General features: G+C 69.7%; 18 protein-coding genes. 8 read left to right on the forward strand and 10 right to left on the reverse strand.

Annotated elements, in window-relative coordinates:
- Positions 1 to 77 precede the first annotated feature (77 nt).
- Positions 78 to 332: a zinc-binding dehydrogenase gene (locus P3X83_RS25380; protein ID WP_277307714.1), complete on the reverse strand. Its 255-nt coding sequence runs from the start codon at positions 330 to 332 to the stop codon at positions 78 to 80.
- 170 nt (positions 333 to 502) lie between these two features.
- Here P3X83_RS25380 and P3X83_RS25385 point away from each other — a divergent pair, with 170 nt between their 5' ends.
- Positions 503 to 1,696 carry a cytochrome P450 gene (locus tag P3X83_RS25385; RefSeq protein WP_277307715.1) on the forward strand — a complete coding sequence of 398 codons (1,194 nt, stop codon included), beginning with the start codon at positions 503 to 505 and terminating at the stop codon, positions 1,694 to 1,696.
- 11 nt (positions 1,697 to 1,707) lie between these two features.
- On the opposite strand, the gene P3X83_RS25390 is transcribed toward P3X83_RS25385, so the two are convergent.
- The 3 genes from P3X83_RS25390 to P3X83_RS25400 all read right to left on the reverse strand — a co-directional run bounded on the left by P3X83_RS25390 (position 1,708) and on the right by P3X83_RS25400 (position 4,838).
- Entirely contained in the window at positions 1,708 to 2,133 is a 426-nt protein-coding gene (locus P3X83_RS25390; protein WP_277307783.1) for a VOC family protein, read from the reverse strand.
- Positions 2,134 to 2,227: 94 nt separating this feature from the next.
- A complete protein-coding gene (locus P3X83_RS25395) occupies positions 2,228 to 4,051 on the reverse strand; it encodes an alkyl sulfatase dimerization domain-containing protein (RefSeq protein WP_277307716.1) in 1,824 nt (607 codons plus the stop codon).
- 361 nt (positions 4,052 to 4,412) lie between these two features.
- Positions 4,413 to 4,838, reverse strand: coding sequence for a hypothetical protein (locus P3X83_RS25400; protein WP_277307718.1), 426 nt, complete (start codon positions 4,836 to 4,838; stop codon positions 4,413 to 4,415).
- Positions 4,839 to 4,995: 157 nt separating this feature from the next.
- Here P3X83_RS25400 and P3X83_RS25405 point away from each other — a divergent pair, with 157 nt between their 5' ends.
- The 3 genes from P3X83_RS25405 to P3X83_RS25415 all read left to right on the forward strand — a co-directional run bounded on the left by P3X83_RS25405 (position 4,996) and on the right by P3X83_RS25415 (position 7,412).
- Complete coding sequence (locus P3X83_RS25405; protein ID WP_277307719.1) at positions 4,996 to 5,658, forward strand: DUF998 domain-containing protein; 663 nt, start codon at positions 4,996 to 4,998, stop codon at positions 5,656 to 5,658.
- A 42-nt stretch (positions 5,659 to 5,700) separates the two neighbouring features.
- Entirely contained in the window at positions 5,701 to 6,072 is a 372-nt protein-coding gene (locus P3X83_RS25410; protein ID WP_277307720.1) for a YciI family protein, read from the forward strand.
- Between the two features lie 98 nt (positions 6,073 to 6,170).
- On the forward strand, positions 6,171 to 7,412 hold the full coding sequence (locus P3X83_RS25415; protein ID WP_277307721.1) for a sigma-70 family RNA polymerase sigma factor: 1,242 nt from the start codon (positions 6,171 to 6,173) through the stop codon (positions 7,410 to 7,412).
- Between the two features lie 36 nt (positions 7,413 to 7,448).
- Here the strand turns inward: P3X83_RS25415 and uvrB are convergent, their stop codons facing one another.
- A complete protein-coding gene (gene uvrB, locus P3X83_RS25420) occupies positions 7,449 to 9,554 on the reverse strand; it encodes an excinuclease ABC subunit UvrB (RefSeq protein ID WP_277307722.1) in 2,106 nt (701 codons plus the stop codon).
- A gap of 251 nt (positions 9,555 to 9,805) precedes the next feature.
- On the opposite strand from uvrB, the gene P3X83_RS25425 reads away from it, so the two are divergent.
- The 3 genes from P3X83_RS25425 (at position 9,806) to P3X83_RS25435 (ending at position 13,613) form a co-directional block, all read left to right on the forward strand.
- A complete protein-coding gene (locus P3X83_RS25425; RefSeq protein WP_277307723.1) occupies positions 9,806 to 11,485 on the forward strand; it encodes an SPFH domain-containing protein in 1,680 nt (559 codons plus the stop codon).
- The gene (locus P3X83_RS25430) at positions 11,482 to 12,750 is read left to right on the forward strand and encodes an SPFH domain-containing protein (protein ID WP_277307724.1); all 1,269 of its coding nucleotides are present in this window, start codon (positions 11,482 to 11,484) and stop codon (positions 12,748 to 12,750) included. Before P3X83_RS25425 ends, P3X83_RS25430 begins: the two co-directional genes overlap by 4 nt.
- Positions 12,751 to 12,839: 89 nt before the next feature.
- Positions 12,840 to 13,613 (forward strand): sporulation protein, encoded by a 774-nt coding sequence (locus tag P3X83_RS25435; protein ID WP_277307725.1) that lies wholly within the window; start codon positions 12,840 to 12,842, stop codon positions 13,611 to 13,613.
- Between the two features lie 97 nt (positions 13,614 to 13,710).
- Here P3X83_RS25435 and coaE read toward each other — a convergent pair whose 3' ends face one another.
- The 5 genes from coaE to polA all read right to left on the reverse strand — a co-directional run bounded on the left by coaE (position 13,711) and on the right by polA (position 20,736).
- The gene (gene coaE / locus P3X83_RS25440; protein ID WP_277307784.1) at positions 13,711 to 14,316 is read right to left on the reverse strand and encodes a dephospho-CoA kinase; all 606 of its coding nucleotides are present in this window, start codon (positions 14,314 to 14,316) and stop codon (positions 13,711 to 13,713) included.
- A complete protein-coding gene (locus P3X83_RS25445; RefSeq protein WP_277307785.1) occupies positions 14,316 to 14,783 on the reverse strand; it encodes a GNAT family N-acetyltransferase in 468 nt (155 codons plus the stop codon). The genes coaE and P3X83_RS25445 overlap by 1 nt, the downstream gene beginning before the upstream one ends.
- A gap of 343 nt (positions 14,784 to 15,126) precedes the next feature.
- On the reverse strand, positions 15,127 to 16,620 hold the full coding sequence (gene rpsA / locus P3X83_RS25450; RefSeq protein ID WP_277307726.1) for a 30S ribosomal protein S1: 1,494 nt from the start codon (positions 16,618 to 16,620) through the stop codon (positions 15,127 to 15,129).
- 224 nt (positions 16,621 to 16,844) lie between these two features.
- Positions 16,845 to 17,963 carry a polysaccharide deacetylase family protein gene (locus P3X83_RS25455; protein ID WP_277307727.1) on the reverse strand — a complete coding sequence of 373 codons (1,119 nt, stop codon included), beginning with the start codon at positions 17,961 to 17,963 and terminating at the stop codon, positions 16,845 to 16,847.
- A gap of 109 nt (positions 17,964 to 18,072) precedes the next feature.
- Complete coding sequence (gene polA, locus P3X83_RS25460; protein WP_277307786.1) at positions 18,073 to 20,736, reverse strand: DNA polymerase I; 2,664 nt, start codon at positions 20,734 to 20,736, stop codon at positions 18,073 to 18,075.
- 764 nt (positions 20,737 to 21,500) lie between these two features.
- On the opposite strand from polA, the gene P3X83_RS25465 reads away from it, so the two are divergent.
- On the forward strand, positions 21,501 to 22,676 hold the full coding sequence (locus P3X83_RS25465) for a branched-chain amino acid ABC transporter permease (protein ID WP_277307728.1): 1,176 nt from the start codon (positions 21,501 to 21,503) through the stop codon (positions 22,674 to 22,676).
- Positions 22,677 to 22,678 lie beyond the last annotated feature (2 nt).

The following is a 22,678-nucleotide window of genomic DNA, read 5'->3' on the forward strand; positions in this document are numbered from 1 at the left end:
CAGGTCAGCGGCTCAGGTCAGCGGCTCAGGTCAGCGGCTCAGGTCAGCGGCTCAGGTCAGCGGCTCAGGTCAGCGGCTCAGGTCAGCGGCAGGGTCTTGCCGACGGCGGTGCGCTCCTCGATCGCGGCGTGCGCGTCGGCGGCGCGTGCCGGCGGGAAGGTCCGCCCGATGAGCGGCCGGACGAGCCCGGCGGCGGCCTTGGACATCATCCGCTCCGCCCACCGTGTCACGGTCGGCCCGAACTCGAAGAGCTGCTCGATGCCGAGCACCCGCACGCCCTTCGCCACCAGCTCCTCCGGACCCCCGAAGCGGACCACCCGAACCACCCGCATACCGCCCGACTTCCCTTCGTTCACCGACCTGCGCCGACCTGGGCTTCGAGCATGCGACCTTAACCCGGATCGAGGTCAACCGGGCCGACGAGCCTGGAGTGATTACCATTCGCCATCGATCGGTTACCATGGGTATGGGTGGGCGTTGACCTCGACGAAAGACGGCCGAAATGAACACCGAACCGCTCACCTACCCTTTCCAGCGGCCCGGCCCCCTGGCCGTCCCCGCCGAACTCCGCACGATCCGAGACCATCCGGTGCACCGCGTGATCCTCCCCAGCGGGGACCAGGCGTACCTGGTGACGCGCTACGACGACGTCAAGACGCTGCTGACCGATCCCCGGATCAGCCGCAACATGAACCGGCCCGGCGCGCCGCGGATGCTCGGCGGCAACAAGATGTTCCAGGATCCGAGGATCGACCCCGACCCGCCGGAGCACACGCGGATCCGGCAACTGGTGATGAAGGCGTTCACCCCGCGCCGGGTCGAGCGGCTGCGGCCGCGCGTGCGGCAGATCACCGGCGAGCTGGTCGAGGCGATGGCCGCGAAGGGCCCGCCGGTGAACCTCTGCGAGAACCTGTCGTTCCCGCTGAGCATCCGGGTGATCTGCGACCTGCTGGGCGTCCCCGTCGCGGACCAGACCCGCTTCCGGAACTGGACCGACCACTTCCTGTCCACCGGCAAGTACGACGGCCGGCAGATCCGCGGCGCGCTGGCGGAACTCGACGCCTACATGGCCGAGCTGATCGGCTCCCGCCGCGAGCACCCCGCCGATGACCTGGTCAGCGCGCTGATCGGGGTCCACGACGAGGACGACACCCGGCTGAGCGGATACGAGCTGCACTGGTGGTGCCGGCTGCTGCTGATGGTCGGCTACGAGACCACCGCCAGCCAGCTCGGCCTGAGCGTGGCCAAACTGCTGGCCGAGCCCGCCCAGCTCGCGCTGCTGCGGGCCGATCCCTCGCTGCTGCCCCGGGCCGTGGAGGAGCTGCTGCGCTGGAAGCTGATGAGCGGCTCGCTGTCGATGCTGCGCTATGTCACCGAGGACATCGACATCGGCGGGGTGCGGATCCCCGGTGGCACGGGCGTCATCCCGGCGGTGGAGTCGGCCAACTGGGACGAGCGGGTGTTCGACCGGCCAGGCGACTTCGACATCACCCGCGAGCACAACCCCCACCTCACCTTCAGCGCCGGGCCGCACTTCTGCGTCGGCGCCGCGCTGGCGCGGGTGGAGCTGGAGACGGCGCTGGGCGCCCTGCTGCGCCGGTTCCCCCGGGTGCGGCTGGCCATCCCGGCCGGGGAGCTGCGGCGCACCCAGGGCACCCTCATCGAGAGCCTGATCGAGATCCCGATCACCTGGTGAGGCCCGGGCCGTCAGCCGAGCCGCTGGGCCAGCGCCACGATGACGCCCTCGGGGCCTCGGACGTAGCAGAGCCGGTAGATGTCCTCGTACTGCGTCACCTCGCCGACGAGTGTCGCGCCGTGGAGGCAGAGGCGGGCCAGGACCTCGTCCACGTCGTCCACGGCGAACATGATGCGGCGGATGCCGAGCGCGTTCGCGGGGGCGTTCTCCGGCTGGGTGGCGACCGCCGCCGGGCTGCGGAAGCTCATCAGCTCGAGCCGGCCGTGGTTGTCCGGGGTGCGCATCATCGCGACGTCGACCCGGACGCCGTCGAGCCCGACGGTGCGGTCCACCCAGGACCCCTCGACGAGCGACTCGCCGTCCAGCTCCATGCCGAGCGCGGTGAAGAACGCGACGGCGGCCGGGAGGTCGTCGAAGACGATGCCGACATTGTCCATTCGCTCGATCACGGTGATTCTCCTTCATGCTCACGCGGCCCTCCATGGCCGCCGGTCTCCCTGGGACGGAGCCGGCGCCACGCTCTCGACACGTTCAGGGCGTGACGACGGCGAAGTTTCGCGTCGGCTCGTCCAGCACGGCGGCCAGCCGGTGCAGGACGGCGATGTCGCCGTCGTGGTCGAGGTCGTCGGGAAAGCCCTGGATGAGCAGATCGAGCAGGCGCCGGCTGGTCAGCCGCAGGGTCAGGTCCGCCCCGTCCTGCCCGTCCCCCCCGCCCTTCCCGGACGGCGTGCGCCGGTGGGTCAGCGCGCCGTCCGACATCGTGGTGCGGTGGCGCTCGTCCAGGTCGGTCAGGTGCCAGTCGATGACGAAGCGCTCGTCCCAGGCCCGGGGCCCGTCCACGCGGATGGCGAGGGAGTCGAAGACCTGTTCCGGGCTGAGCGCGCCGAGCATGTCCGGTGAGGTGGTGTCGGTCGGTGGAGACGAGGGACCGCCGGCCAGCTCGGCCGCGCCGGTCAGGTAGACGTTGCGCCAGGTGGCGTTCTCCGCGCCGTGCCCGAGACGGGTGTAGACCCGCGCCAGCAGTTCACGGGCCGCACGGTCGCCCTCGTCGGCGAACACCACGTGGTTCACCAGGGTCGCCGCGAAGCGGAGATCGCCGTCCTGGAGGTAGCGTTCGGCCGTCTTCAGCACGGCGGCGGAGCCGCCCAGGCACTCGACGTACCTCCTGGCCTGTTCCACGGGCGGATGCTCCCACAGGTGAGCCGGGTTGCCGTCGAACCAGCCGAGGTAGCGCTGGTAGATCGCCTTGACGTTGTGGCTGACCGAGCCGTAGTAGCCGTGGGTGTGCCAGGCCTGTTCCAGGGCGGGCGGCATCCGCATGACCTCGGCGATCTCGGTGCCGTTCAGGCCGCGGTTCAGCAACCGCAGGGTCTGGTCGTGCAGGTAGGCGTACAGGTCGCGCTGCCGGGTCAGGAAGCGGACGATGTTCGCCCTGCCCCAGGTGGGCCAGTGGTGGGACGCGAAGGCCACGTCGGCCCGGTCGGCGAACAGCGTGATCGCCTCGTCCAGGTAGCGGGCCCAGACGCGCGCGTCACGGACCAGCGCGCCGCGCAGGGTGAGGATGTTGTGCAGGTTGTGGGTGGCGTTCTCGGCCATGCACAGGGCCCGCTGGGCGGGGAACAGGAAGTTCATCTCCGCCGGGGCCTCGGTGCCGGGGGTGAGCTGGAAGACGATCCGCACGCCGTCGATCGTCTCCTCCTGCCCCGTATGGGTGATGTCCAAGGTGGGCGGGATGAGGGAGACGGTGCCCGACGAGGTGCCCATGCCCAGCCCGCAGCCGAGCCGGCCCTCGGGGGAATGCGGCAGGAGCTGGCCGTACATGTAGAGGGCCCGGCGGTTCATGGCGGTGCCCGCGTAGACGTTCTCGGCGACGGCGTGCTCGATGAAGTGCGCCGGGGCGAGGATCGGGACGTCCTCGGCGTCGATGACGCCTCGCGCTCCCCCGAAGTGATCGACGTGCGAGTGGGTGTAGATCAGGCCGGTGACCGGGCGTTCGCCCCGGTGATCCCGGTAGAGCCGCAGCGCGGCGGCGGCGCACTCGGTGGAGACCAGCGGGTCGATGACGATGACGCCCCGCTCCCCCTCGACGATGGTCATGTTGGACAGGTCGAGACCGCGCACCTGGTAGATGCCGCCGGTGACCTCGTACAACCCCTGCTTGGCGCAGAGCCGCGCCTGCCGCCACAGGCTCGGGTTCGCCTCCGGCGGAGGGTCCCCTTCGAGGAAGGCGTAGGAGTCGTTGTCCCAGACGACCTTGCCCCCCGCCGCCCGGACCACGCCGGGGCTGAGCCGCGCGACGAACCCGCGATCGGCGTCCTCGAAGTCGGCCCGGTCGTGAAAGGGAAGATCTGCCATGCAACGGTGGTGCCCCCGGCCACCTCGGATAAGGCAACGACATCTTCAATTGAAGTGCTCCCCACGGCTAAGGCCCAGGGGATTCCAGCCGGCTCGGGCTCCGTCTGCACGGTGGCCTGAGCTGCTGTTGCTTGGCGGTTCGCCGTCCGGCCCACGCGATTGCGTGGTTTGCGCGCCCCGGCTCGCGCACCCGTTCTGGGTTGCGCGCACTCCGCCCTCCCGGCGGAAGGGCTTGCCCCCATGGCTGAAGCCAGGGTCCGCGCCCTAGATCTCCGATCGGCGAACGCCGCCGTGCGGCCGTTGAACGAGACGCGGCCCGGCGGTTCTCGCCGGGCCACGGTCATCTCATCGATGGCGATTTTCAGATCCGCGTCATGGTGGACTCGTATCCGCCGCCGCCGGGGTAGACCCACTCGCCGATGACGGTCGCGCCGTCGGCGCTGAAGGTGCCCTCGTAGTAGGCGGGGCTGCCCTTCGCGCCGCCCCAGATGATCAGCTTGTCGCCGGTCAGCTCGTACACGTAGTCGAGCGTGTTGCCGGTCGAGTCGTAGAAGCGCGACATCACGTCCGCGCCGGCGGGCTCGCCGAACGGGCGCAGGTTGCCGATCACTTCCAGGCCGGTCACGGGCTGTCCGAACTGAGTGAGTTCGACGTGCTGAAGCATGAAGAAGCCGCCGGGCATCCACTCGTACCGAACGGTCCCCTCGGCGCCGCCGGTGATCGCCCAGGTGCCGACCAGGCGGTCCAGGGCCTTCAGGTCGGCGCTCGGCTCGTAGGTCTCCGACATCTCGTTCTCCTTGTGGTCTCGGTGCGTGTTCGCCGGTACCTCGGAGGCCGCCCGGGGGCTTTGACACATCCCGGGTGTGATTCACATCACATCACTCTCGCGTCAAAGGCGGCGGGTCGGCTCCGAGGTAGCGGCAGAAACCATCAAGGAGGAAGTCATGACCACCACCACCGCGACCGCCGCCCGGGTCCCGGCCGCCCGCCGCTCGGCGCAGCGCCTGCTGCTCGCGGGGGCCCTGGCCGGGCCGGTGTTCTTCGCCTCGGCGATCGTGCAGGGGCTCACCCGCGAGGGCTTCGACATCACCCGCCACCCGATCAGCCTGCTCGCGACGGGCGGCCCCGGCTGGATCCAGATCGCCACGTTCGCGCTCGCCGGCCTGGGCGGGGTCGCACTGGCCGCCGGAATCAGGCGAACCCTCACCGAAGGGCTCGGCCGTCGGGCACTGCCCGTCCTGGTCGGGGTGTTCGGGGTCGGGATGATCGCGGCCGGCGTGTTCCCGATGGACCCGGAGAACGGCTTCCCGGCCGGAACCCCCGACGGGCCGGTGGCCCAGATGTCCTGGCACAGCGTCACGCACTCGGCCGCGGCGGCCGTCTCCTTCACCGCGCTGGCCGTGGCAGCGGTCGTGCTCGCCGTCCGGCATGCCCGCCGCCGGGCCGTACTGCCGTTGATCGGCAACGGCGCCGCCGCGCTCGTCCTGCTGCTGCCCATGTCGCCGGACCACATGAGCATCCAGATCGCCGTGAACGGCGTGGTCGCCTTCACCTGGACGACCGTCCTGGCCCTGAGCCTGGCCCGGTCGTCGCGGCGTCCAGCCTGACCTCGCATAACCTTGCCGGAACATTCGAAACGAGGACTCATCATGAAGTACCTGCTACTCGGTTACACCCCGGCCGCCGCCTGGGACGCCGCCACCGCCGACTCCCCGACCGACGAGGCAATGGCGGCGTTCGCCGCCTACCAGGAGTTCGAGCGGGAGCTGATCGAGAGCGGCGAGTTCGTCGGCAGCGAGGGCCTCGGCCACCCGGCGGTCAGCACCACGATCCGAAAGACCCCCGACGGCGTGACGGCGACCGACGGACCGTTCGCCGAACTGAAGGAGGTCCTGGCCAGCTTCGCCGTGATCGACGTGAGCGGCCGCGAACGCGCCGTTGAGATCGCCTCCCGAATCGTCGAGGCCCTCGGCGAGCCCATCGAGATCCGCCCCATCATGGGCGAGGACTTCATCACGTGACCCCCGACGCCGGACCCCAGCAGGACGACAACCGGCGGACCGACGGCGGGCCACGGAACGATCGTGGGCGGCGGGGTGGTGGGGAGGGGGCGTCGGCCGTGGGCGCGGATGTCGAGCATCTGTTGCGTACTGAGGCGCCGCAGGTGCTCGGTGCGCTGGTGCGACGGTTTGGGCGTTTCGATGTCGCCGAGGACGCGGTGCAGGAGGCGCTGCTCGCCGCGAGCCGGGCCTGGCCCGCCGACGGCGTGCCTGAGAACCCGCGGAGCTGGCTGATCCGGATCGGCTACCGGCGCATGGTCGACCTGCTGCGCGCCGACCAGGCCAGGCGGCGGCGTGAGCAGGAGGCCGGCGTCGCCGAACTGGCCATGCGCGAACCGGCCCGCCGGGCGGGCCCGGCCCCGGAGACCGACGACAGCCTCGCCCTGCTGCTGCTCTGCTGCCACCCCGCGCTGGGCACCACCGCGCAGGTCGCGCTCACGCTGCGCGCGGTCGGCGGCCTGACGACGGCCGAGATCGCGCACGCCTACGGGACTCCCGAGAACACCATGGGCGCCCGGATCAGCCGCGCAAAGCAGCGGCTGGCCCGTGCCGGGGCCCGCTTCACCCCGCCGACCGACGCCGACCGGGACGGCCGGATCGCCGCCGTGACCCAGGTGCTCTACCTGATCTTCAACGAGGGCTACACCGCGTCCGCCGGCGCCCATCTGGCCCGCGTCGACCTGACCGGCGAGGCCATCCGGCTGACCCGCATGCTCCACCGCACCCTGCCCGATGACCACGAGGTCACCGGGCTGCTCGCGCTGATGCTGCTCACCGAGGCCCGCCGTCCGGCCCGCGTCGGCGGCCACGACGAGCTGGTGCCGCTGGACGAGCAGGACCGCGGCAAGTGGCACCCGGCTCTGCTCCGCGAAGGCACCGAGCTGATCGACAGTGTCTGGAACCGCCGCGAGGTCGGCCCCTACCGGTTGCAGGCGGCGATCGCGGCACTGCACGCCGCGGCCATGTCGCCGGAGCAGACCGACTGGCCGCAGATCGCGATGCTCTACCTGTGGCTCGAACGGCTCAGCCCCACCACGCCGGTACGGCTGAGCCGGGTGGTCGCGGTGGCCAAGGCCTTCGGCCCCGAACGGGGGCTGGCCCTGCTCGACGACCTCAACAGGCGCTACCGGCTCGACCAGGACCCGCTGGTCGAGCAGCGCGAACGCGCGGTTCGCGCCCATCTGCTCCAGATGACCGGCGCGGCGGCGGACGCGGCCCGGCTCTACCGCGAGGCGGCCCGCATGACCGCCAACCAGGTCGAGCGGCGCTACCTGCTCGACCGCGCCGACCACCTCACCTGAGCCGCGACGACGCGGCGACCTGGTCCTAGCGGAGGCTCAGGAGACGCCCGCCTCGCGCATGTCTCTCAGCTCGCGCTTGAGCTCCTTGATCTCGTCGCGCAGCCGGGCCGCGACCTCGAACTGGAGGTCGGCGGCGGACTGGTGCATCTGCTCGGTGAGCGACTCGACCAACGATTCGAGCTGGGCACGGGGCATCTCGCCCGCGATGGCCTTGGCGTGCTGCCCGGCCTGGCGGGACAGGCCGGGCACGGGGGCCTTGCCCCGGCTCTGACGGCGCCCGCCGCCGAGGAGCTGGTCGGTGTCGGCGTCTTCGCGGGAGAGCTGGTCGAGGATGTCGGCGATCTTCTTGCGCAGCGGCTGCGGGTCGATGCCGCGCTCGGTGTTGTAGGCGACCTGCTTCTCGCGACGCCGGTTGGTCTCGTCGATGGCCCGCCGCATCGAGGGGGTGATGGTGTCGGCGTACATGTGGACCTGGCCGGAGACGTTTCGCGCGGCGCGGCCGATGGTCTGGATGAGGGAGGTCTCCGAGCGGAGGAACCCCTCCTTGTCGGCGTCGAGGATGCTCACCAGGGACACCTCGGGCAGGTCGAGGCCCTCTCTGAGCAGGTTGATGCCGACCAGCACGTCGAACTCGCCGAGGCGCAGCTCGCGCAGCAGCTCGACCCGGCGCAGCGTGTCGACCTCGCTGTGCAGGTAGCGCACGCGGATGCCCAGTTCGAGCAGGTAATCGGTGAGGTCTTCGGACATCTTCTTGGTGAGCGTGGTGACCAGCACCCGCTCGTCGCGGTCGGCGCGCTCGCGGATCTCGTGCACCAGGTCGTCGATCTGGCCCTTGGTGGGCTTGACCACGACCTCGGGGTCGATCAGGCCGGTGGGCCGGATCACCTGCTCGACGACCTCGCCCTTGACCCGGCCCAGCTCGTAGGGGCCGGGGGTGGCCGACAGGTAGACCGTCTGGTCGATGCGGTCGAGGAACTCCTCCCACTTCAGCGGGCGGTTGTCCATCGCGGACGGCAGGCGGAACCCGTGGTCGACCAGTGTGCGCTTGCGCGAGGCGTCGCCCTCGTACATCGCGCCGATCTGCGGGACGGTCTGGTGGGACTCGTCGAGGACCAGCAGGAAGTCTTCCGGGAAGTAGTCGAGCAGGGTGTTGGGGGCCGAGCCCGCCTCGCGCCCGTCGATGTGGCGGGAGTAGTTCTCGATGCCCGCGCAGGTGCCGACCTGGCGCATCATCTCGATGTCGTAGCTGGTGCGCATGCGCAGCCGCTGCGCCTCTAGCAGCTTGCCCTGGCGCTCCAGCACGGCCAGCCGGTCGGCCAGCTCCAGCTCGATGCCGGAGATCGCCCGCTCCATGCGCTCGGGACCCGCGACGTAGTGGGAGGCCGGGAAGATGTAGAGCTCCTGGTCCTCGGTGATCACCTCGCCGGTGAGCGGGTGCAGGGTGGCGAGCTTCTCGATCTCGTCGCCGAACATCTCGATGCGCACGGCGAGTTCTTCGTACTGCGGGATGATCTCGATGGTGTCGCCGCGCACCCGGAAGGTGCCCCGGGTGAAGGCCATGTCGTTGCGCGCGTACTGCATGTCGACCAGGCGGCGCAGCAGGCGGTCGCGCTCGATCTCCTGGCCGACCTTGAGCCGGACCATCCGGTCGACGTACTCCTGCGGGGTGCCCAGGCCGTAGATGCACGAGACGGAGGCGACCACGACGGTGTCGCGGCGGGTCAGCAGCGAGTTGGTGGCCGAGTGGCGCAGCCGCTCGACCTCCTCGTTGATCGAGGAGTCCTTCTCGATGTAGGTGTCGCTCTGCGGAACGTACGCCTCGGGCTGGTAGTAGTCGTAGTAGGACACGAAGTACTCGACGGCGTTGCCGGGCAGCATCTCGCGCAGCTCGTTGGCGAACTGGGCGGCCAGGGTCTTGTTCGGCTGCATCACCAGGGTCGGCCGCTGCAGCCGCTCGATCAGCCACGCGATGGTGGCGGTCTTGCCCGTGCCGGTGGCGCCCAGGAGCACGCTGTCCTTCTGGCCGCCCCCTACCCGCGTCTCCAGCTCGGCGATGGCCTGGGGCTGGTCGCCGGACGGCGTCATCTCGGTGACGACCTCGAAGGGCGCCACGCTGCGCTGCAGATCTGTAACTGGCCTCACGCACTCCACTGTAGGTGGCGCCGCCGACAAAAACGGACGGCCGGCGGCCGCCCCCGCGCACCCCTCGCGACCTGCTCGGCGGCCAGGCGGGCAGTCACGTCGATCGGGATCAATCAGGCGTTAAGCGGATCGCAAGCGACGTTCCGTTAACTGTCGCCCGAAATCGGGATGCCTGGTGTACCTGCCGTGATATATCCGGGCTCTACTAAGGTCTCAGGTTCACCGTAGGTGACAATCCGGAGGTGTAATGGATGTCCCGTCCACGACAGGCGGTCATCGACAGGGCGAGGGGCGTGGCCCAGCAGGTCGCCGGGGGAGGTGATCTGCGCGGCGCGGTCGGGCAGGCCATCGGTGATCTCACCGGGCAGCTCTCCGGCGAGAAGGGCGAGAGCTTCACGCTGAACCCCGACGACTTCATGGCCGCCCGCGAACAGGGCAGCTCGGTCGGCACCCTCATCGAGGCGCGCTCCGCCTCGCTGAACGAGGCCGGGGAGATCGTCAACCGCAGCTTTTCCGGCAAGGGCCCCAACGGCGAGCCCGCGCACGTCATCTCGCCGGTGATCATTCCCAAGGCGGGCACCGCCAAGGTGATCATCCCGCTGGTGATCCTCGCCGGCCTCGGCCTCGTCGGCCTGGTCGTCAGCGGCCTGCCCATCGAGGCCGGTGTGCTGTTCGGGCCGCACTACTGGGTGGTGCTGGTGCTGGCCGCCGCCTTCCTGTGGTGGCGCAGGAGCGTCGTCATGGTGCCCGAGGGCTGCCGCGCGCTGATCACCAAGTTCGGCAAGCTCGTGCAGGTCGCCGAACCGGGCAGGGTGACGTTGTTCAACCCGTGGAAGCGGGTCAGCTACATCGTCAACACCACCCGCGAGTACCCCTTCAACGCGCCGATCCGCGAGGCCCCCACCCAGCAGGGCGTCAAGGCCAGCGTGGACCTGTTCCTGCAGTTCCGCATCGAGGACCCGGCCGAGTTCATCTTCGTGCTCGGATCGGTGACCGGCTTCCAGGCCAAGCTGCAGAACGCGATCAGCGAGGTCACCAGGAGCCTCATCTACGCCCAGCGGGCGGAGGACATCTACGACCTGGTCGGCGAGAGCACCCTGGGCATGCTGGAGAACCTCAACCAGCAGTTTCTGCCCGCCGTCCGGCTGACCGACGTGAACATCACTCACGCCGAGCCGTCCAGCCAGGAGTACCGCATGGACCTGGCGGCCCCCGAGATGGTGCGGGTGGCCAAGGAGGCGTACACGTACGAGTACGAGCTCCAGCTCCGCAAGGAGCAGAACGAGGGCGACCTGACCAAGGAGCTGGCCGGGCTGCAGGAGACGCTGTCGGCCATCCACGCCGAGATCGCCGGCTACCAGGCGCAGATGGACACCGCCCTGGAACGTGCCTCCCACCAGGCCAAGGCACAGGCGCGGCAGCGCCTCGTGGAGGCCGAGAGCACCGCCAACGCCAACGCCGCGCTGCTGGAGGCCCAGGCCCTGGACATCCGGGCGCTGTCGGCGGCCGAGGCCCCGGAGATCCTGGACTACCGCTTCCAGACCGACCTGCTGGACAAGCTGGAGGGCGTCGCCGCGCGGCTCCCCCAGGTCGTCCAGGTGGGCGACAGCGGCGACATCGACTTCCTGGAGCTGGCCAAGCAGCTCGTCGGCGGACGAGACGCGACGCTGTTCTCCAGCGAGGACATGGCGGCGATCCGGGCCAGGCTGAGCGAGATCCAGCGGCGCATCACCGAGCGGGAGGCGGAGATCACCTCGCTGCTGGCGGCGGCCGCGACGCCCGCCGTCCAGGAGGTCCCGCCCGCGCCCGCGCCGGAGCCGTCCGGACGGCACGCGTTCGCGACGCGTCAGGACGCGGTCGCGCCGCACGCGCCCGGCGGTGACGAACCTCCCTACACCGCAGCCTCGATCCCGAGCGTGGAGCCCCGATGAACCGCGACTTCTCCAAGATCAAGGAATCCCTGGCCTCCTGGTCGGAGATCCGCCAGTTGCTCAGGGGCGGCGAGCACGGCCAGCTCGTCCCCGTCGTCATCCCCAAGGACCGGCGCGGCTTCTCCTGGATGGCCCTGCTGTTCTTCGCGCTCTACCTGGCCGGTACGGCGGTGCTCTCCACCATCACCGTGATCACCCTGCTCGCCTGGATCGGCGCCGCGTTCTTCCTGTTCGTCGCGCTCGTCTGGATGTGGCGGCGGTCGATCATCGAGATCGAGCAGGGCACCACCGGCGTCCGCAGCCGCTGGGGCGCGATCACCGGGACGCTCGACCCCGGCCGTCACTACCTCTGGCTCCCGTGGGACCGGGTGGACGCCGTCGTGGACACCTCCACCGAGATCCCCTACACCGCGCCCATCACCGCCTGCCCGACGGCCGAGAACGTCCCGCTCAAGGCCATCGAGTTCTTCCTGAAGTTCCGCATCGTCGATCCCGTCGCGTTCGTGCGGACCATCGGCGCGGGCAACTTCGACCTGGTGCTGTCCAGCGCCGTCCAGGACGCCATCCGCCAGCGCAGCCGCAGGGTGAACACCGAGCGCGCCTACGACCTGCGCGGCTCCGACGTCAACGACATGCAGGACGCCCTCAACCGCCAGCTCGGCCGGTACGGCGTGCGGGTCATGGGCTGCAACATCCCCGATGTGCAGCTCCCCGACCAGTACCAGCAGCACCTGTCCACCCGCGAGAAGGTCGCCAAGGAGCTGTCGGCCTACGAGCGGGAGTGGGAGCTGACCAGGAAGCGCCGCATCGACACGCTCCTGATGGAGATCGAGCGGGCCAAGAAGACCCGCGACGCCCGGATCGTCGAGGTCAAGGCCGCCCACAACACGGCCCGCAAGGACGTCGCCCGCATGCTGGAGGAGCACGAGACCGAGGCGCAGCGGGTGCGCTGGGAGATCGAGGCGCGCGGCCGGGCCGAGCTGACGTCGGCCGAGAACGAGGCCAAGGCGCAGCGCAGGCTGGCCGAGTCGTACCGCGACAACCGGGCCATCCTGCAGTACGAGCTGGCCAGGCGCCGCCTGGAGGTGGGCGCCAAGCTGGCCGAGAGCGCGCCGCAGCCGCTCGTGGTGCGGACCGGCGCCTCGTCGGGCGAGTCGTCCGCCCTGTCCACGCTGCTGCTCGCGCAGATGCTCCCGCGGATCACCAGTGGGAACGGGCCCGCTCTACCGGCCGTTGTACAGGCGCCGGCGCCTCCCATGCAGTGACGACTCCCGCGCCGGCCGTCCCCCGTCCCACCCGCCTCTAGTTCACCGTTCACAACACAGTTGGTCACTTCATATCTGGAGACGCCCCCATGGTGTTCCGCAAACTGATGGCCGCGTTCGGCGCCGGCGTCGAGGTCGACACGGTCCTGCACAACGCCAACGTCCGCCCCGGCGAGCCTCTGCGCGGGGAGGTGAACTTCCGCGGCGGGTCCTCCGACCAGCGGATCGACGGCATCTTCATCGACTTCACCGCGAAGGTCGAGGTCGAGAGCGGTGACAACGAGTACCACGCGACGTACAGCTTCCTGCGCCACCAGGTGTCCGGGCCGTCCGACCTGCCCTCGGGCGTGGCCCGGTCGGTCCCGTTCCAGATCCAGGTGCCGTGGGAGACGCCGATCAGCGCGATCGGCGGGCAGCCGCTGCGCGGCATGCGGCTCGGCGTGGCCACCGAGCTGTCCCTGGCCGGGGCGCTCGACAAGGGCGACCTCGACCCGCTCTTCGTCAACCCGCTGCCGGCCCAGGAGTACCTGCTGGGGGCACTGGACCGGATGGGCTTCGGCTTCAAGAAGGCCGACCTGGAACGCGGCACGCTGCGCGGGTCGAGCATGCCGTTCTTCCAGGAGATCGAGTACTACGCGGGGCACGAGTGGCGCCGCCACTTCAACGAGCTGGAGCTGACCTTCATCGCCGGGCCGCACGCGATGGACATCATCCTGGAGGCCGACAACCGGGGCGGCTTCCTCTCGTCCGGCGGCGACACCTACAGCCGGTTCACGGTCGGCTACGGCGACAACCCGGGGTCGGTGGAGCAGACCCTGCAGAGCGCGCTGCAGAGCATGGCCCGCCGCCGCGGCTGGTTCTGACCTACGGCGGGCCGGTACGGCAGGCGCTGTGCTGCCGTACCGCCCCGCCCGTTCCACGTTCCACCGTTCCACGGGGACGGCACGGCGCCGGGGGTCGTCAGGCGCGTTCGGCGGCCTGACGGCGCAGCGCGGCCCAGATCTCCCCCACACGAGCCTCCAGATCGGCCAGAGAGCCCTCGTTGGGCACCACGTGGTCTGCCAGTGCCAACCTGGCCTCCCGGGTCGCCTGAGCGGCCATACGGGCCTTAGCGTCGGCCTCGCTCATCCCGCGCACCCGCACCAGCCGTTCGAGCCGGACCTCGTCGGATGCGTCGACCACGATCACGGCGTCGTACATCCTCGACAGGCCGTTCTCGGCCAGCAGCGGCACGTCGTAGACGACGATCGCGTCGTCGGGGGCGGCGGCCTGCAGGGCCGCGACGCGCTCGCCGACCAGCGGGTGGACGATGCCGTTCAGCGTGGCCAGCCGCTCGGGGTCGGCGAAGACGACCGACCCGAGCCGCTCACGGTTCAGGGTGCCGCTCTCGGTGAGCATCTCCTCGCCGAACGCGGCCACCACGCGGGCGAGCCCCTCGGTGCCGGGCTCGACGACCTCCCTGGCGATCTGGTCGGCGTCGATCACCATCGCCCCGCGCTCGGCCAGCCGGCGCGCCACCTCGGTCTTGCCCGATCCGATCCCGCCGGTCAGGCCCACCTTGAGGATCACGACCGCTCCTGTCTGCGCATGTGGACCAGGGTGAGGTGGTCATGGACCCGCTCACGCCCGGTCTCCCGATAACCCTCCTGCCGGTAGAGCCGCAGGTTGGACTCCGAGAGATGACCGGTGAACAGGTCGAACGCGGTGATCTCGGTGTCCTGCGGCGCCTCCCGGTGTAAGGCGGTCAGCAGCGCGCGCCCGATCCCGCGCCGCTGCAGGTCCGGCGCGACCACCAGGCGTCCCACCAGACACGTGGTGCCCGCGATCCGCCCACGCACCGCCCCGGCGATCCTGCCCCCGTCCATCACCTTGAGCACCAGCGTGTCCTCGACGGCCTTGCGCACCTGCTCCGCGGTCTCCACCAAAGGCGGCAGGAACGGATCGCCGTACAACTGCGCCTCCGTCACATAAGCCGCCCGCTGCACCGTAAGGATCTCCCCCGCGTCCCCGACCCCGGCCCGCTCGATCCGCATCACGCCGCAACCCTACTAACGCCCCACCCACCACAGCACACGCCCCATCCACCGCCACCGCGGCCTGCCAGGTGCGGCATCGGGACGGGGGTAGGTACAGGCCCTCCACCGGCGAAGCCCGCGCCGACACATCCGACGCGGCACCCGGAACGCCCCCGGGTGGGCGGGTCCTCCTACGGCCCACGACCTGCCGGGCGCGGGATAGTGCGGGCGGGATGGGTGCGGGCCAGGGGCGGAGCCGACGCGGCCAGTGCGTTCGACGGGGCTCTTTCGTTGATGGGGGAACGCGAGGAGACCCCGCCCTGTCTGGGCGGGGTCTCCTTTGGTCACTTGAACCCGAGGGTCAGCTCTGGCCGCCGGCCAGCTTCTCGCGGAGGGCCGCGAGGGCCTCGTCGGAGGCGAGGGCACCGCCCGTGCCGCCGCCCTGGGACGGGGCGCTGCCGCCACCGGTGCTCTGCGACTCACCGGAGTAGGACTGCGCGGCCTCGCCGCCGGCCTCGGCCTCGGCCTTGCGGGCCTCCTCGACCTGGCGCTTGTGGGCCTCGAAGCGGGTCTGGGCCTCGGCGTACTGCCGCTCCCACTCCTCGCGCTGCTTCTCGAAGCCTTCGAGCCACTCGCCCGTCTCGGGGTCGAAGCCCTCCGGGTAGATGTAGTTGCCCTGGTCGTCGTAGGTCGCCGCCATGCCGTACAGCGTGGGGTCGAACTCGACGTCGGCTCCGATGGCGCCCTCGTTGGCCTGCTTGAGGGACAGCGAGATGCGACGGCGGTCGAGGTCGATGTCGATGATCTTCACGAAGATCTCGTCGCCGACCTGGACGACCTGCTCCGGGATCTCCACGTGGCGCTCGGCCAGCTCGGAGATGTGGACCAGGCCCTCGATGCCCTCCTCGACCCGCACGAACGCGCCGAACGGCACCAGCTTGGTGACCCGGCCGGGAACGACCTGGCCGATCTGGTGGGTGCGGGCGAACTGCTGCCACGGGTCTTCCTGCGTCGCCTTGAGCGAGAGCGACACGCGCTCGCGCTCCATGTCGACGTCGAGCACCTCGACGGTGACCTCCTGGCCGACCTCGACGACCTCGGAGGGGTGGTCGATGTGCTTCCAGGACAGCTCCGACACGTGCACCAGACCGTCCACGCCGCCGAGGTCGACGAACGCGCCGAAGTTGACGATCGAGGACACGACGCCCTTGCGGACCTGGCCCTTCTGCAGGGTGTTGAGGAACGTCTGGCGGACCTCGGACTGGGTCTGCTCCAGCCAGGCGCGGCGGGAGAGGACCACGTTGTTGCGGTTCTTGTCGAGCTCGATGATCTTGGCTTCGAGTTCCCGGCCGACGTAGGGCTGCAGGTCGCGCACGCGCCGCATCTCGACCAGGGAGGCCGGCAGGAAGCCGCGCAGCCCGATGTCGAGGATGAGGCCGCCCTTGACGACCTCGATGACCGTGCCGGTGACGATGCCGTCCTCGTCCTTGATCTTCTCGATCGTGCCCCAGGCGCGCTCGTACTGGGCGCGCTTCTTGGAGAGGATCAGACGGCCTTCCTTGTCCTCCTTCTGCAGGACAAGGGCCTCTACGTGCTCGCCTACCTCGACGACCTCGGCCGGATCGACATCGTGCTTGATCGAGAGCTCACGGGAGGGGATGACTCCCTCGGTCTTGTAACCGATGTCGAGCAAGACCTCGTCTCGATCGACCTTGACAACGGTGCCTTCGACGATGTCACCGTCGTTGAAGTACTTGATGGTCTCGTCGATCGCGGCGAGGAAGGCCTCTTCGGAACCGATGTCGTTGACCGCTACCTGCGGGGTGCTCGAGGTGGCCTCAGTGCTGCTCGTCATGTGTGGAATTGCTCCGAACGCGGACAGATGTCGATGTGTGGCTAGCGCGCGGCAGGCCCTCACTTCAACCCGAGGAATCGTTGATCGACATCGTCGAGCGCGAGCCCGCTCCGTCTGAGGCGCGCGCGAGCCCACAGCGCAGCGATCAGCATATGAGACGTGAGCAGCCTGGTCAATCCGGAGACGGAAGACACCTTGGGTCGCATACCCCCGCACGGCCCCGCCTAGTAGGCGTTGACCTGCTGGCTCCCCTTGACCGCGATATTACCGCGAAGTTTCTTCGGTACGGATATCCGCCCCGGGTCACCGTCGGACGTATACCGCTCGCCCGGCCGCTTGCCCAGCCATTCGAGCCAATATTTGGAGCACCAGCGACGGCACTCACCCTTCTTGCCGTTGCTCTGGACGCGCTGGATCCGGGTGCGGTCGAACTCCTTATCGTACGGCGAGCGCGAAGGCTCCGCCCCCGCGAAGAAGACCCCGCGATAGTCGTACTTGGTGCCGTCCCACTCGCCCTTGTAGGAGGTCTTGCCTCCCGGCCGCGCCCCGTACGGCAGCGCGAAGGTCTTGAAGGAGGTCACCCCGAGCTGCCGCAGCATCCGCTCGCCCCGGACGATCTGCTCCCTGGCCCGCTTGCGCGACATCGCGGTCAGGCTGGGATGCCCCCAGGTGTGGTTGCCCACCTCGAAGCCGCGCTCGGTCAGCCAGCGCACGGCCCGCTGCTGCTCGGCCTTGTCGCGCAGCCCGAAGGGCTCCCGGTTCACCCAGAAGGTAGCGACAGGCCGAAAGTCTGGGTATTTCTGGGCAACGTCGTAGATGATCCGCACGGCGGTGTCCTTCGCGGGCATGCCGTCCGCCCCGAGGGCGAAGTGGCTCTCGTGACCGTCGTCGAAGGTCAGCACCACCGGATGGGTGCCCGCCGGGATGTCGATCCGGCCGTCCACGAACTCACTCGCGGTGACCGGGACGTACCGCTGCTCGGCCAGGCGCTCCAGCTCGTCGCGGACGTCTGCCGGGGTGCGGTCGATGGAGGCGATCCGCTTCTTGAGGATCCGGTGGTACATCAGCACCGGCACCAGGCCCGCCTCGTTGGCCCGGACCGTCCGCGCGGACTCGGGCGTGGCGACGATCGGCGGCGGGAACCGCCACCGCTCGGGCTCGGCGGGCGTCTCCGCGGGCTTCGGGGTCACCGTGGCGGCGACCGAGGGCGGGCCGGCCGGCCGCCTGGTGGGGGGATCGGGGTCTGGAGGGTCGGGAATCAGCCACAGGGCCATCAGCGCGGCCGTGACCACGATGACATTGGCGACGGCCACTGTTCGCGTGACGAAGGCCGGACTGCGCACACCTCTCCCGTGCCGATCGGACATGAACCGATCACCACAGTAGAACGTTCCCCCGCCATGCGCGCGAAACCGGACAAACCCCCCAGGGCCCGGCCCCCGCCGGGCAGGGTCAGTGGCCCGCGTCCTCCCAGGTGCGGCCGACCCCGATGGAGACGTCGAGCGGCACGCGCAGCAGGTAGGCCGTGCACATCTGCTCGGTGACCACCTGGCGGACCCGCTCCAGCTCGCCCGGGACGACCTCGAAGACGAGTTCGTCGTGGACCTGGAGCAGCATCCGCGAGCGCAGGCCCTCCTCGCCCATCGCGCGGCGCACGTTGAGCATCGCGACCTTGATGATGTCGGCGGCCGACCCCTGGATCGGCGCGTTGAGGGCCATCCGCTCGGCCATCTCGCGCCGCTGGCGGTTGTCGCTGGTCAGGTCGGGGAGGTAGCGGCGGCGGCCCATGATGGTCTCGGTGTAGCCGTCGCCACGGGCCTGGGCCACGATGGCCTGCAGGAAGTCGCGGACCCCGCCGAACTCCTCGAAGTACTCGTCCTTCAGCGCACGCGCCTCGGCCACCGGGATGTTGAGCTGGCCGGACAGCCCGAAGTCGGACAGCCCGTAGGCCAGGCCGTAGTTCATCGCCTTGATCCGCGCCCGCAGCTCGCCGTCGACCTGCTCGGGCGGCAGGTCGAACACGCGGGCGGCGGTGGCCTGGTGGAAGTCGTGGCCCGACTCGAAGGCGGCGATCAGCGACTCGTCGCCGGACAGGTGGGCCATGATCCGCAGCTCGATCTGGCTGTAGTCGGCGGTCAGCAGGGTCTCGTAGCCCTCGCCCACCGTGAAGCCCTGGCGGATGCGCCGGCCCTCGCTGGTGCGGATCGGGATGTTCTGCAGGTTGGGCTTCTCCGAGCTGAGCCGCCCGGTGGCCGCGATGATCTGGTTGAACGTGGTGTGGATGCGCCCGTCGTCGCCGATCTCCTTGATCAGCCCCTCGACGGTGACCCGCAGCTTGGTCTGGTCACGGTGCCGCAGCATGATCGTCGGCAGCTCGTGCTCGGTCTGCGTGGCCAGCCAGGCGAGTTGGTCGGCGTCGGTGCTGTAACCGGTCTTGGTGCGCTTGGTCTTGGGCAGGTTGAGCTTGCCGAACAGGATCTCCTGGAGCTGCTTGGGCGAGCCCAGGTTGAACTGCTCGCCGACCACCCGGTGCGCCTCCTCGACGGCCTGCTTCACCGCGGCGCCGAACTGGGCCTCCTGCGCGGCGAAGTGCTCGTGGTCGGCGGCGATGCCCGCGCGCTCCATCTCGGCCAGCACGGTGATCAGCGGCAGCTCGACGTCGGTCATCAGGTGGGTGCCGCCGCGCGAGGAGAGGAACTCCTCCAGCCCGTCGGCCAGTTCCCGGACCGCCTGGGCGCGCAGCGCGAGGTCGCGCGCCTCGACGTCGTCGCCCTCCTCGCCGTCGGTGTCGAACAGCGTGCCCTGGCCGTCGGGGCGGGCCTCGGCGCGCAGCTCGCGCGACAGGTAGCGCACGGCCAGGTCGTCGAGCTTGAACTCGCGCTGGCCGGGAGTGGCCAGGTAGGCGGCGAGCGCGGTGTCGCAGGTGAGCCCGCGCAGCTCCATGCCCTGGGCCCACAGCGCCAGGATCGGGCCCTTGGCGTCGTGGACGGCCTTGGGCCGCGCGGGGTCGGCGAGCCATTCGCGCAGCGCCCGCTCGTCGGCCTCGGTGAGCGCGGCCGGATCGATGTAGGCCGCCGCGCCGGACGGCGAGGCGATGGCGACGGCGTCGATGCGGCCGGTGCCGCTGCCGTAGGAGCCGCGGAACTCGACCCCGGCGCGCCCCTCGGGCATGTCGGCCAGCCAGGCGCCCAGCTCGTCGGGGCCGGGAAGGGCCAGCTCGACCTCGAACCCCTCGTCGGCCTCGGCCTGCGTCTGGCCGAGCGTGGCGAACAGCCGCTCGCGCAGCTCGCCGCGGATCTGCAGGGTGTCGAGGAGCTTGTGGATGCCGTCGCGGTCGAAGACGCCCATGGTCAGCGTGCCGACCTCGGCGCCGACCGGGACATCGCGCTTCAGCTCGGTCAGGCGGCGGTTGAGCAGCACCTGGTCGAGGTGGTCGCGCAGCTTCTCGCCGACCTTGCCCTTGACCTCGTCGACGCGGTCGACCAGCTCCGAAAGGGAGCCGTACTCGCGGATCCACTTGGCGGCGGTCTTCTCGCCCACGCCCGGGATGTTCTTGAGGTTGTCGCTGGAGTCGCCCCGGATGGCGGCGAAGTCGGGGTACTGCACCGGGGTCAGCTCGTACTTCTCCAGGACGGCCTCGGGGGTGAAGCGCGTCATGTCGCTGATCCCCCGGCGGGTCATCAGGACGGTGATCCGCTCGTTCACGAGCTGGAGCGCGTCACGGTCGCCGGTGACGATCAGGACGTTCATGCCCTCGTCGGCGGCCTTGGTGGCCAGGGTGGCGATCAGGTCGTCGGCCTCGAAGCCGGCCTGGGACATGCGCGGCACCCCGAGGGTGTCGAGCACCTCGAAGATCAGACTGACCTGGCCGCGGAAGTCTTCCGGGGTCTCGCTGCGGTTGGCCTTGTACTCGGCGTACTGCTCGTGCCTGAAGGTCGGCTCGGACCGGTCGAAGCAGACCGCCACGTGGCTCGGCCGCTCATCGCGCAACGCGTTGACCAGCATGGAGGTGAACCCGTATACCGCCTCGGTGTGCTGACCGTCGGTCGTGACGAGGTTGGCCTCTTTCAGGGCGTAGAACGCCCGGTAGGCCAGTGAATGCCCGTCGAGCAGCATCAGGCAAGGGGACGTGGGGGTCACATCTGTCTTCGGCACATCACGCAGCCTAGCCGCACGGTAGGACAGAAAACCCGAGCTCGGAACTTCGCGGGGCCGCCCTTGACGCTGCCCACACCGCGCCGGCGGGGCCCTGGCGAGGCCGCATAACGGAGGATGGTGGGCCCGGGGGTGCCTTTGGTGCCGCGATGGGCTTCCCCGCCCTGCACGTTGTCTACTCAGCGGCCCCCGGGCTCCGTTGACCCCACGGTAGCGAGCCGAGGGGGTGATGCGCAAAGGGAGACCTGTCGCCCGTTTTGCGGATTTTGCCACCTATGGGCCCGTTGGGGTACGTGAGACGGGATGAGACTCCGTCCACGCACCTTCCTGACCAGGGCGATCGAGCCGAGCCGAAAAGGCGTAATCACTCAAAGCCCAAGACGGCACTGTCGGGCTTCACATGTTCAGTAAATATGCTCTGACCTGGTCGATTTTTCCTCACGCCGAAGAAACACCCTGGTCACCGATTGGTGACGAACGGCCCCTTACCGGGCGGCCCAGAGCTAAGCTCCGGCCCAGCATTGCACCTCATTCTTGCGATGTGGCGTGCCGGGATGGGGGCACAACCTCCACCACGACCTCATTAGGGAGCACCATTGCGCAGAGCCGTGATCGCGTTCACGGCGTTCCTGGGCGGACTCATCTTCCTGCTCACGTCCTCCACCACCTCGGCGTGGGCAGAGGGCGAGGGCCTGAAGGGGACACTCAGAAATCAGAGTCAGCCAGTGAACGGTGTGAAAATCAGCGTCGTCGACGAAGGCGGCGCCTCCGTCGGCGACGACACCACCGATGCCAAGGGCGAATGGGCGATCCCCGTTCCCAAGGCAGGCACCTACAAGGTCACCCTGGATCAGTCGACGCTCCCGCAGGGAGTCGCGCTCAAGTTCAAGGACAAGGGATCACTGACCGTCAAGGTCTTCGAGGGCAATGAGCGGAACGTTCTCTTCGCTCTCGTCCCGGCGGGCGGCGGCCAGCAGGGCGACCAGGGCGCCGAAGCCCCGCCCAGCGAGTCGGCCCAGTACTGGACCCGGGTGGCCCAGCTCGGCTTCGAAGGGCTGAGCCTCGGCCTGATCATCGCGCTGGGCGCGGTGGGCCTCTCCCTGATCTTCGGGACGACGGGCCTGACCAACTTCGCCCACGGCGAGCTGCTCACAGTCGGCGCGTTCCTCGCGTTCGTGCTCAACGCCTGGGTCGGGCTCCACCTTCTCATCGCCGCCCCCCTGGCGGTGATCCTGGCGGCGGGCTTCGGCTACGCCCAGGACCGCTACTTCTGGGGCGTGCTCCGGCGACGTAAGACCGGCCTCATCTCCATGATGATCGTCTCCATCGGCCTGGCGATCTTCCTGCGATACCTGCTGCTGTTCATCTTCGGCGGGCAGGGCCGGCCGTACGAACAGTACGTGGCCCAGGAGGGCATCCAGATCGGCCCCATCTTCGCCACGCCGAAGAGCCTGGTCGCGATGGGCATCGAGATCGCCGTCCTGATCGCCATCGGGCTCGCCCTGATCTACACCCGTATCGGGAAGGCGACGCGCGCCGTCGCCGACAACCCCGCCCTCGCCGCCTCATCGGGCATCAACGTGGACCGGGTCGTCCGAATCGTGTGGGCGGCCGGCACGGCCACCGCCGCGCTCGCAGGAATCCTGCTCGGCGTGACGCAGAACCTCACTTACCAGATGGGTCTGCAGGTGCTGCTGCTGATGTTCGCGGGCGTCACCCTCGGCGGTCTCGGCACGGCCTTCGGCGCCCTGGTGGGCTCCCTGGTCGTGGGCGTCTTCATCCAGGTCTCCACGCTGTGGATCCCCCCGGAGATGAAGACGGTCGGCGCGCTGGTGGTCCTCATCATCGTGCTCCTCATCAGGCCGCAGGGCATCCTCGGCCGCCGCGAGCGGATCGGTTAGGG

Source organism: Spongiactinospora sp. TRM90649 (assembly GCF_029382225.1).
In the GTDB taxonomy this organism is placed as follows: Bacteria; Actinomycetota; Actinomycetes; order Streptosporangiales; family Streptosporangiaceae; genus Spongiactinospora.

Bases quoted from the DNA above. Each gene is read 5' to 3' on its own strand.
- P3X83_RS25430 (WP_277307724.1), top strand. From the start codon at position 11,482: ATGAACCGCGACTTCTCCAAGATCAAGGAATCCCTGGCCTCCTGGTCG.
- P3X83_RS25445 (WP_277307785.1), bottom strand. From the start codon at position 14,783: ATGCGGATCGAGCGGGCCGGGGTCGGGGACGCGGGGGAGATCCTTACG.
- P3X83_RS25400 (WP_277307718.1), bottom strand. From the start codon at position 4,838: ATGTCGGAGACCTACGAGCCGAGCGCCGACCTGAAGGCCCTGGACCGC.
- P3X83_RS25435 (WP_277307725.1), top strand. From the start codon at position 12,840: ATGGTGTTCCGCAAACTGATGGCCGCGTTCGGCGCCGGCGTCGAGGTC.
- rpsA (WP_277307726.1), bottom strand. From the start codon at position 16,620: ATGACGAGCAGCACTGAGGCCACCTCGAGCACCCCGCAGGTAGCGGTC.
- P3X83_RS25425 (WP_277307723.1), top strand. From the start codon at position 9,806: ATGTCCCGTCCACGACAGGCGGTCATCGACAGGGCGAGGGGCGTGGCC.
- P3X83_RS25410 (WP_277307720.1), top strand. From the start codon at position 5,701: ATGAAGTACCTGCTACTCGGTTACACCCCGGCCGCCGCCTGGGACGCC.
- P3X83_RS25380 (WP_277307714.1), bottom strand. From the start codon at position 332: ATGCGGGTGGTTCGGGTGGTCCGCTTCGGGGGTCCGGAGGAGCTGGTG.
- P3X83_RS25390 (WP_277307783.1), bottom strand. From the start codon at position 2,133: ATGGACAATGTCGGCATCGTCTTCGACGACCTCCCGGCCGCCGTCGCG.
- P3X83_RS25385 (WP_277307715.1), top strand. From the start codon at position 503: ATGAACACCGAACCGCTCACCTACCCTTTCCAGCGGCCCGGCCCCCTG.
- polA (WP_277307786.1), bottom strand. From the start codon at position 20,736: ATGCTGCTCGACGGGCATTCACTGGCCTACCGGGCGTTCTACGCCCTG.
- P3X83_RS25405 (WP_277307719.1), top strand. From the start codon at position 4,996: ATGACCACCACCACCGCGACCGCCGCCCGGGTCCCGGCCGCCCGCCGC.
- P3X83_RS25395 (WP_277307716.1), bottom strand. From the start codon at position 4,051: ATGGCAGATCTTCCCTTTCACGACCGGGCCGACTTCGAGGACGCCGAT.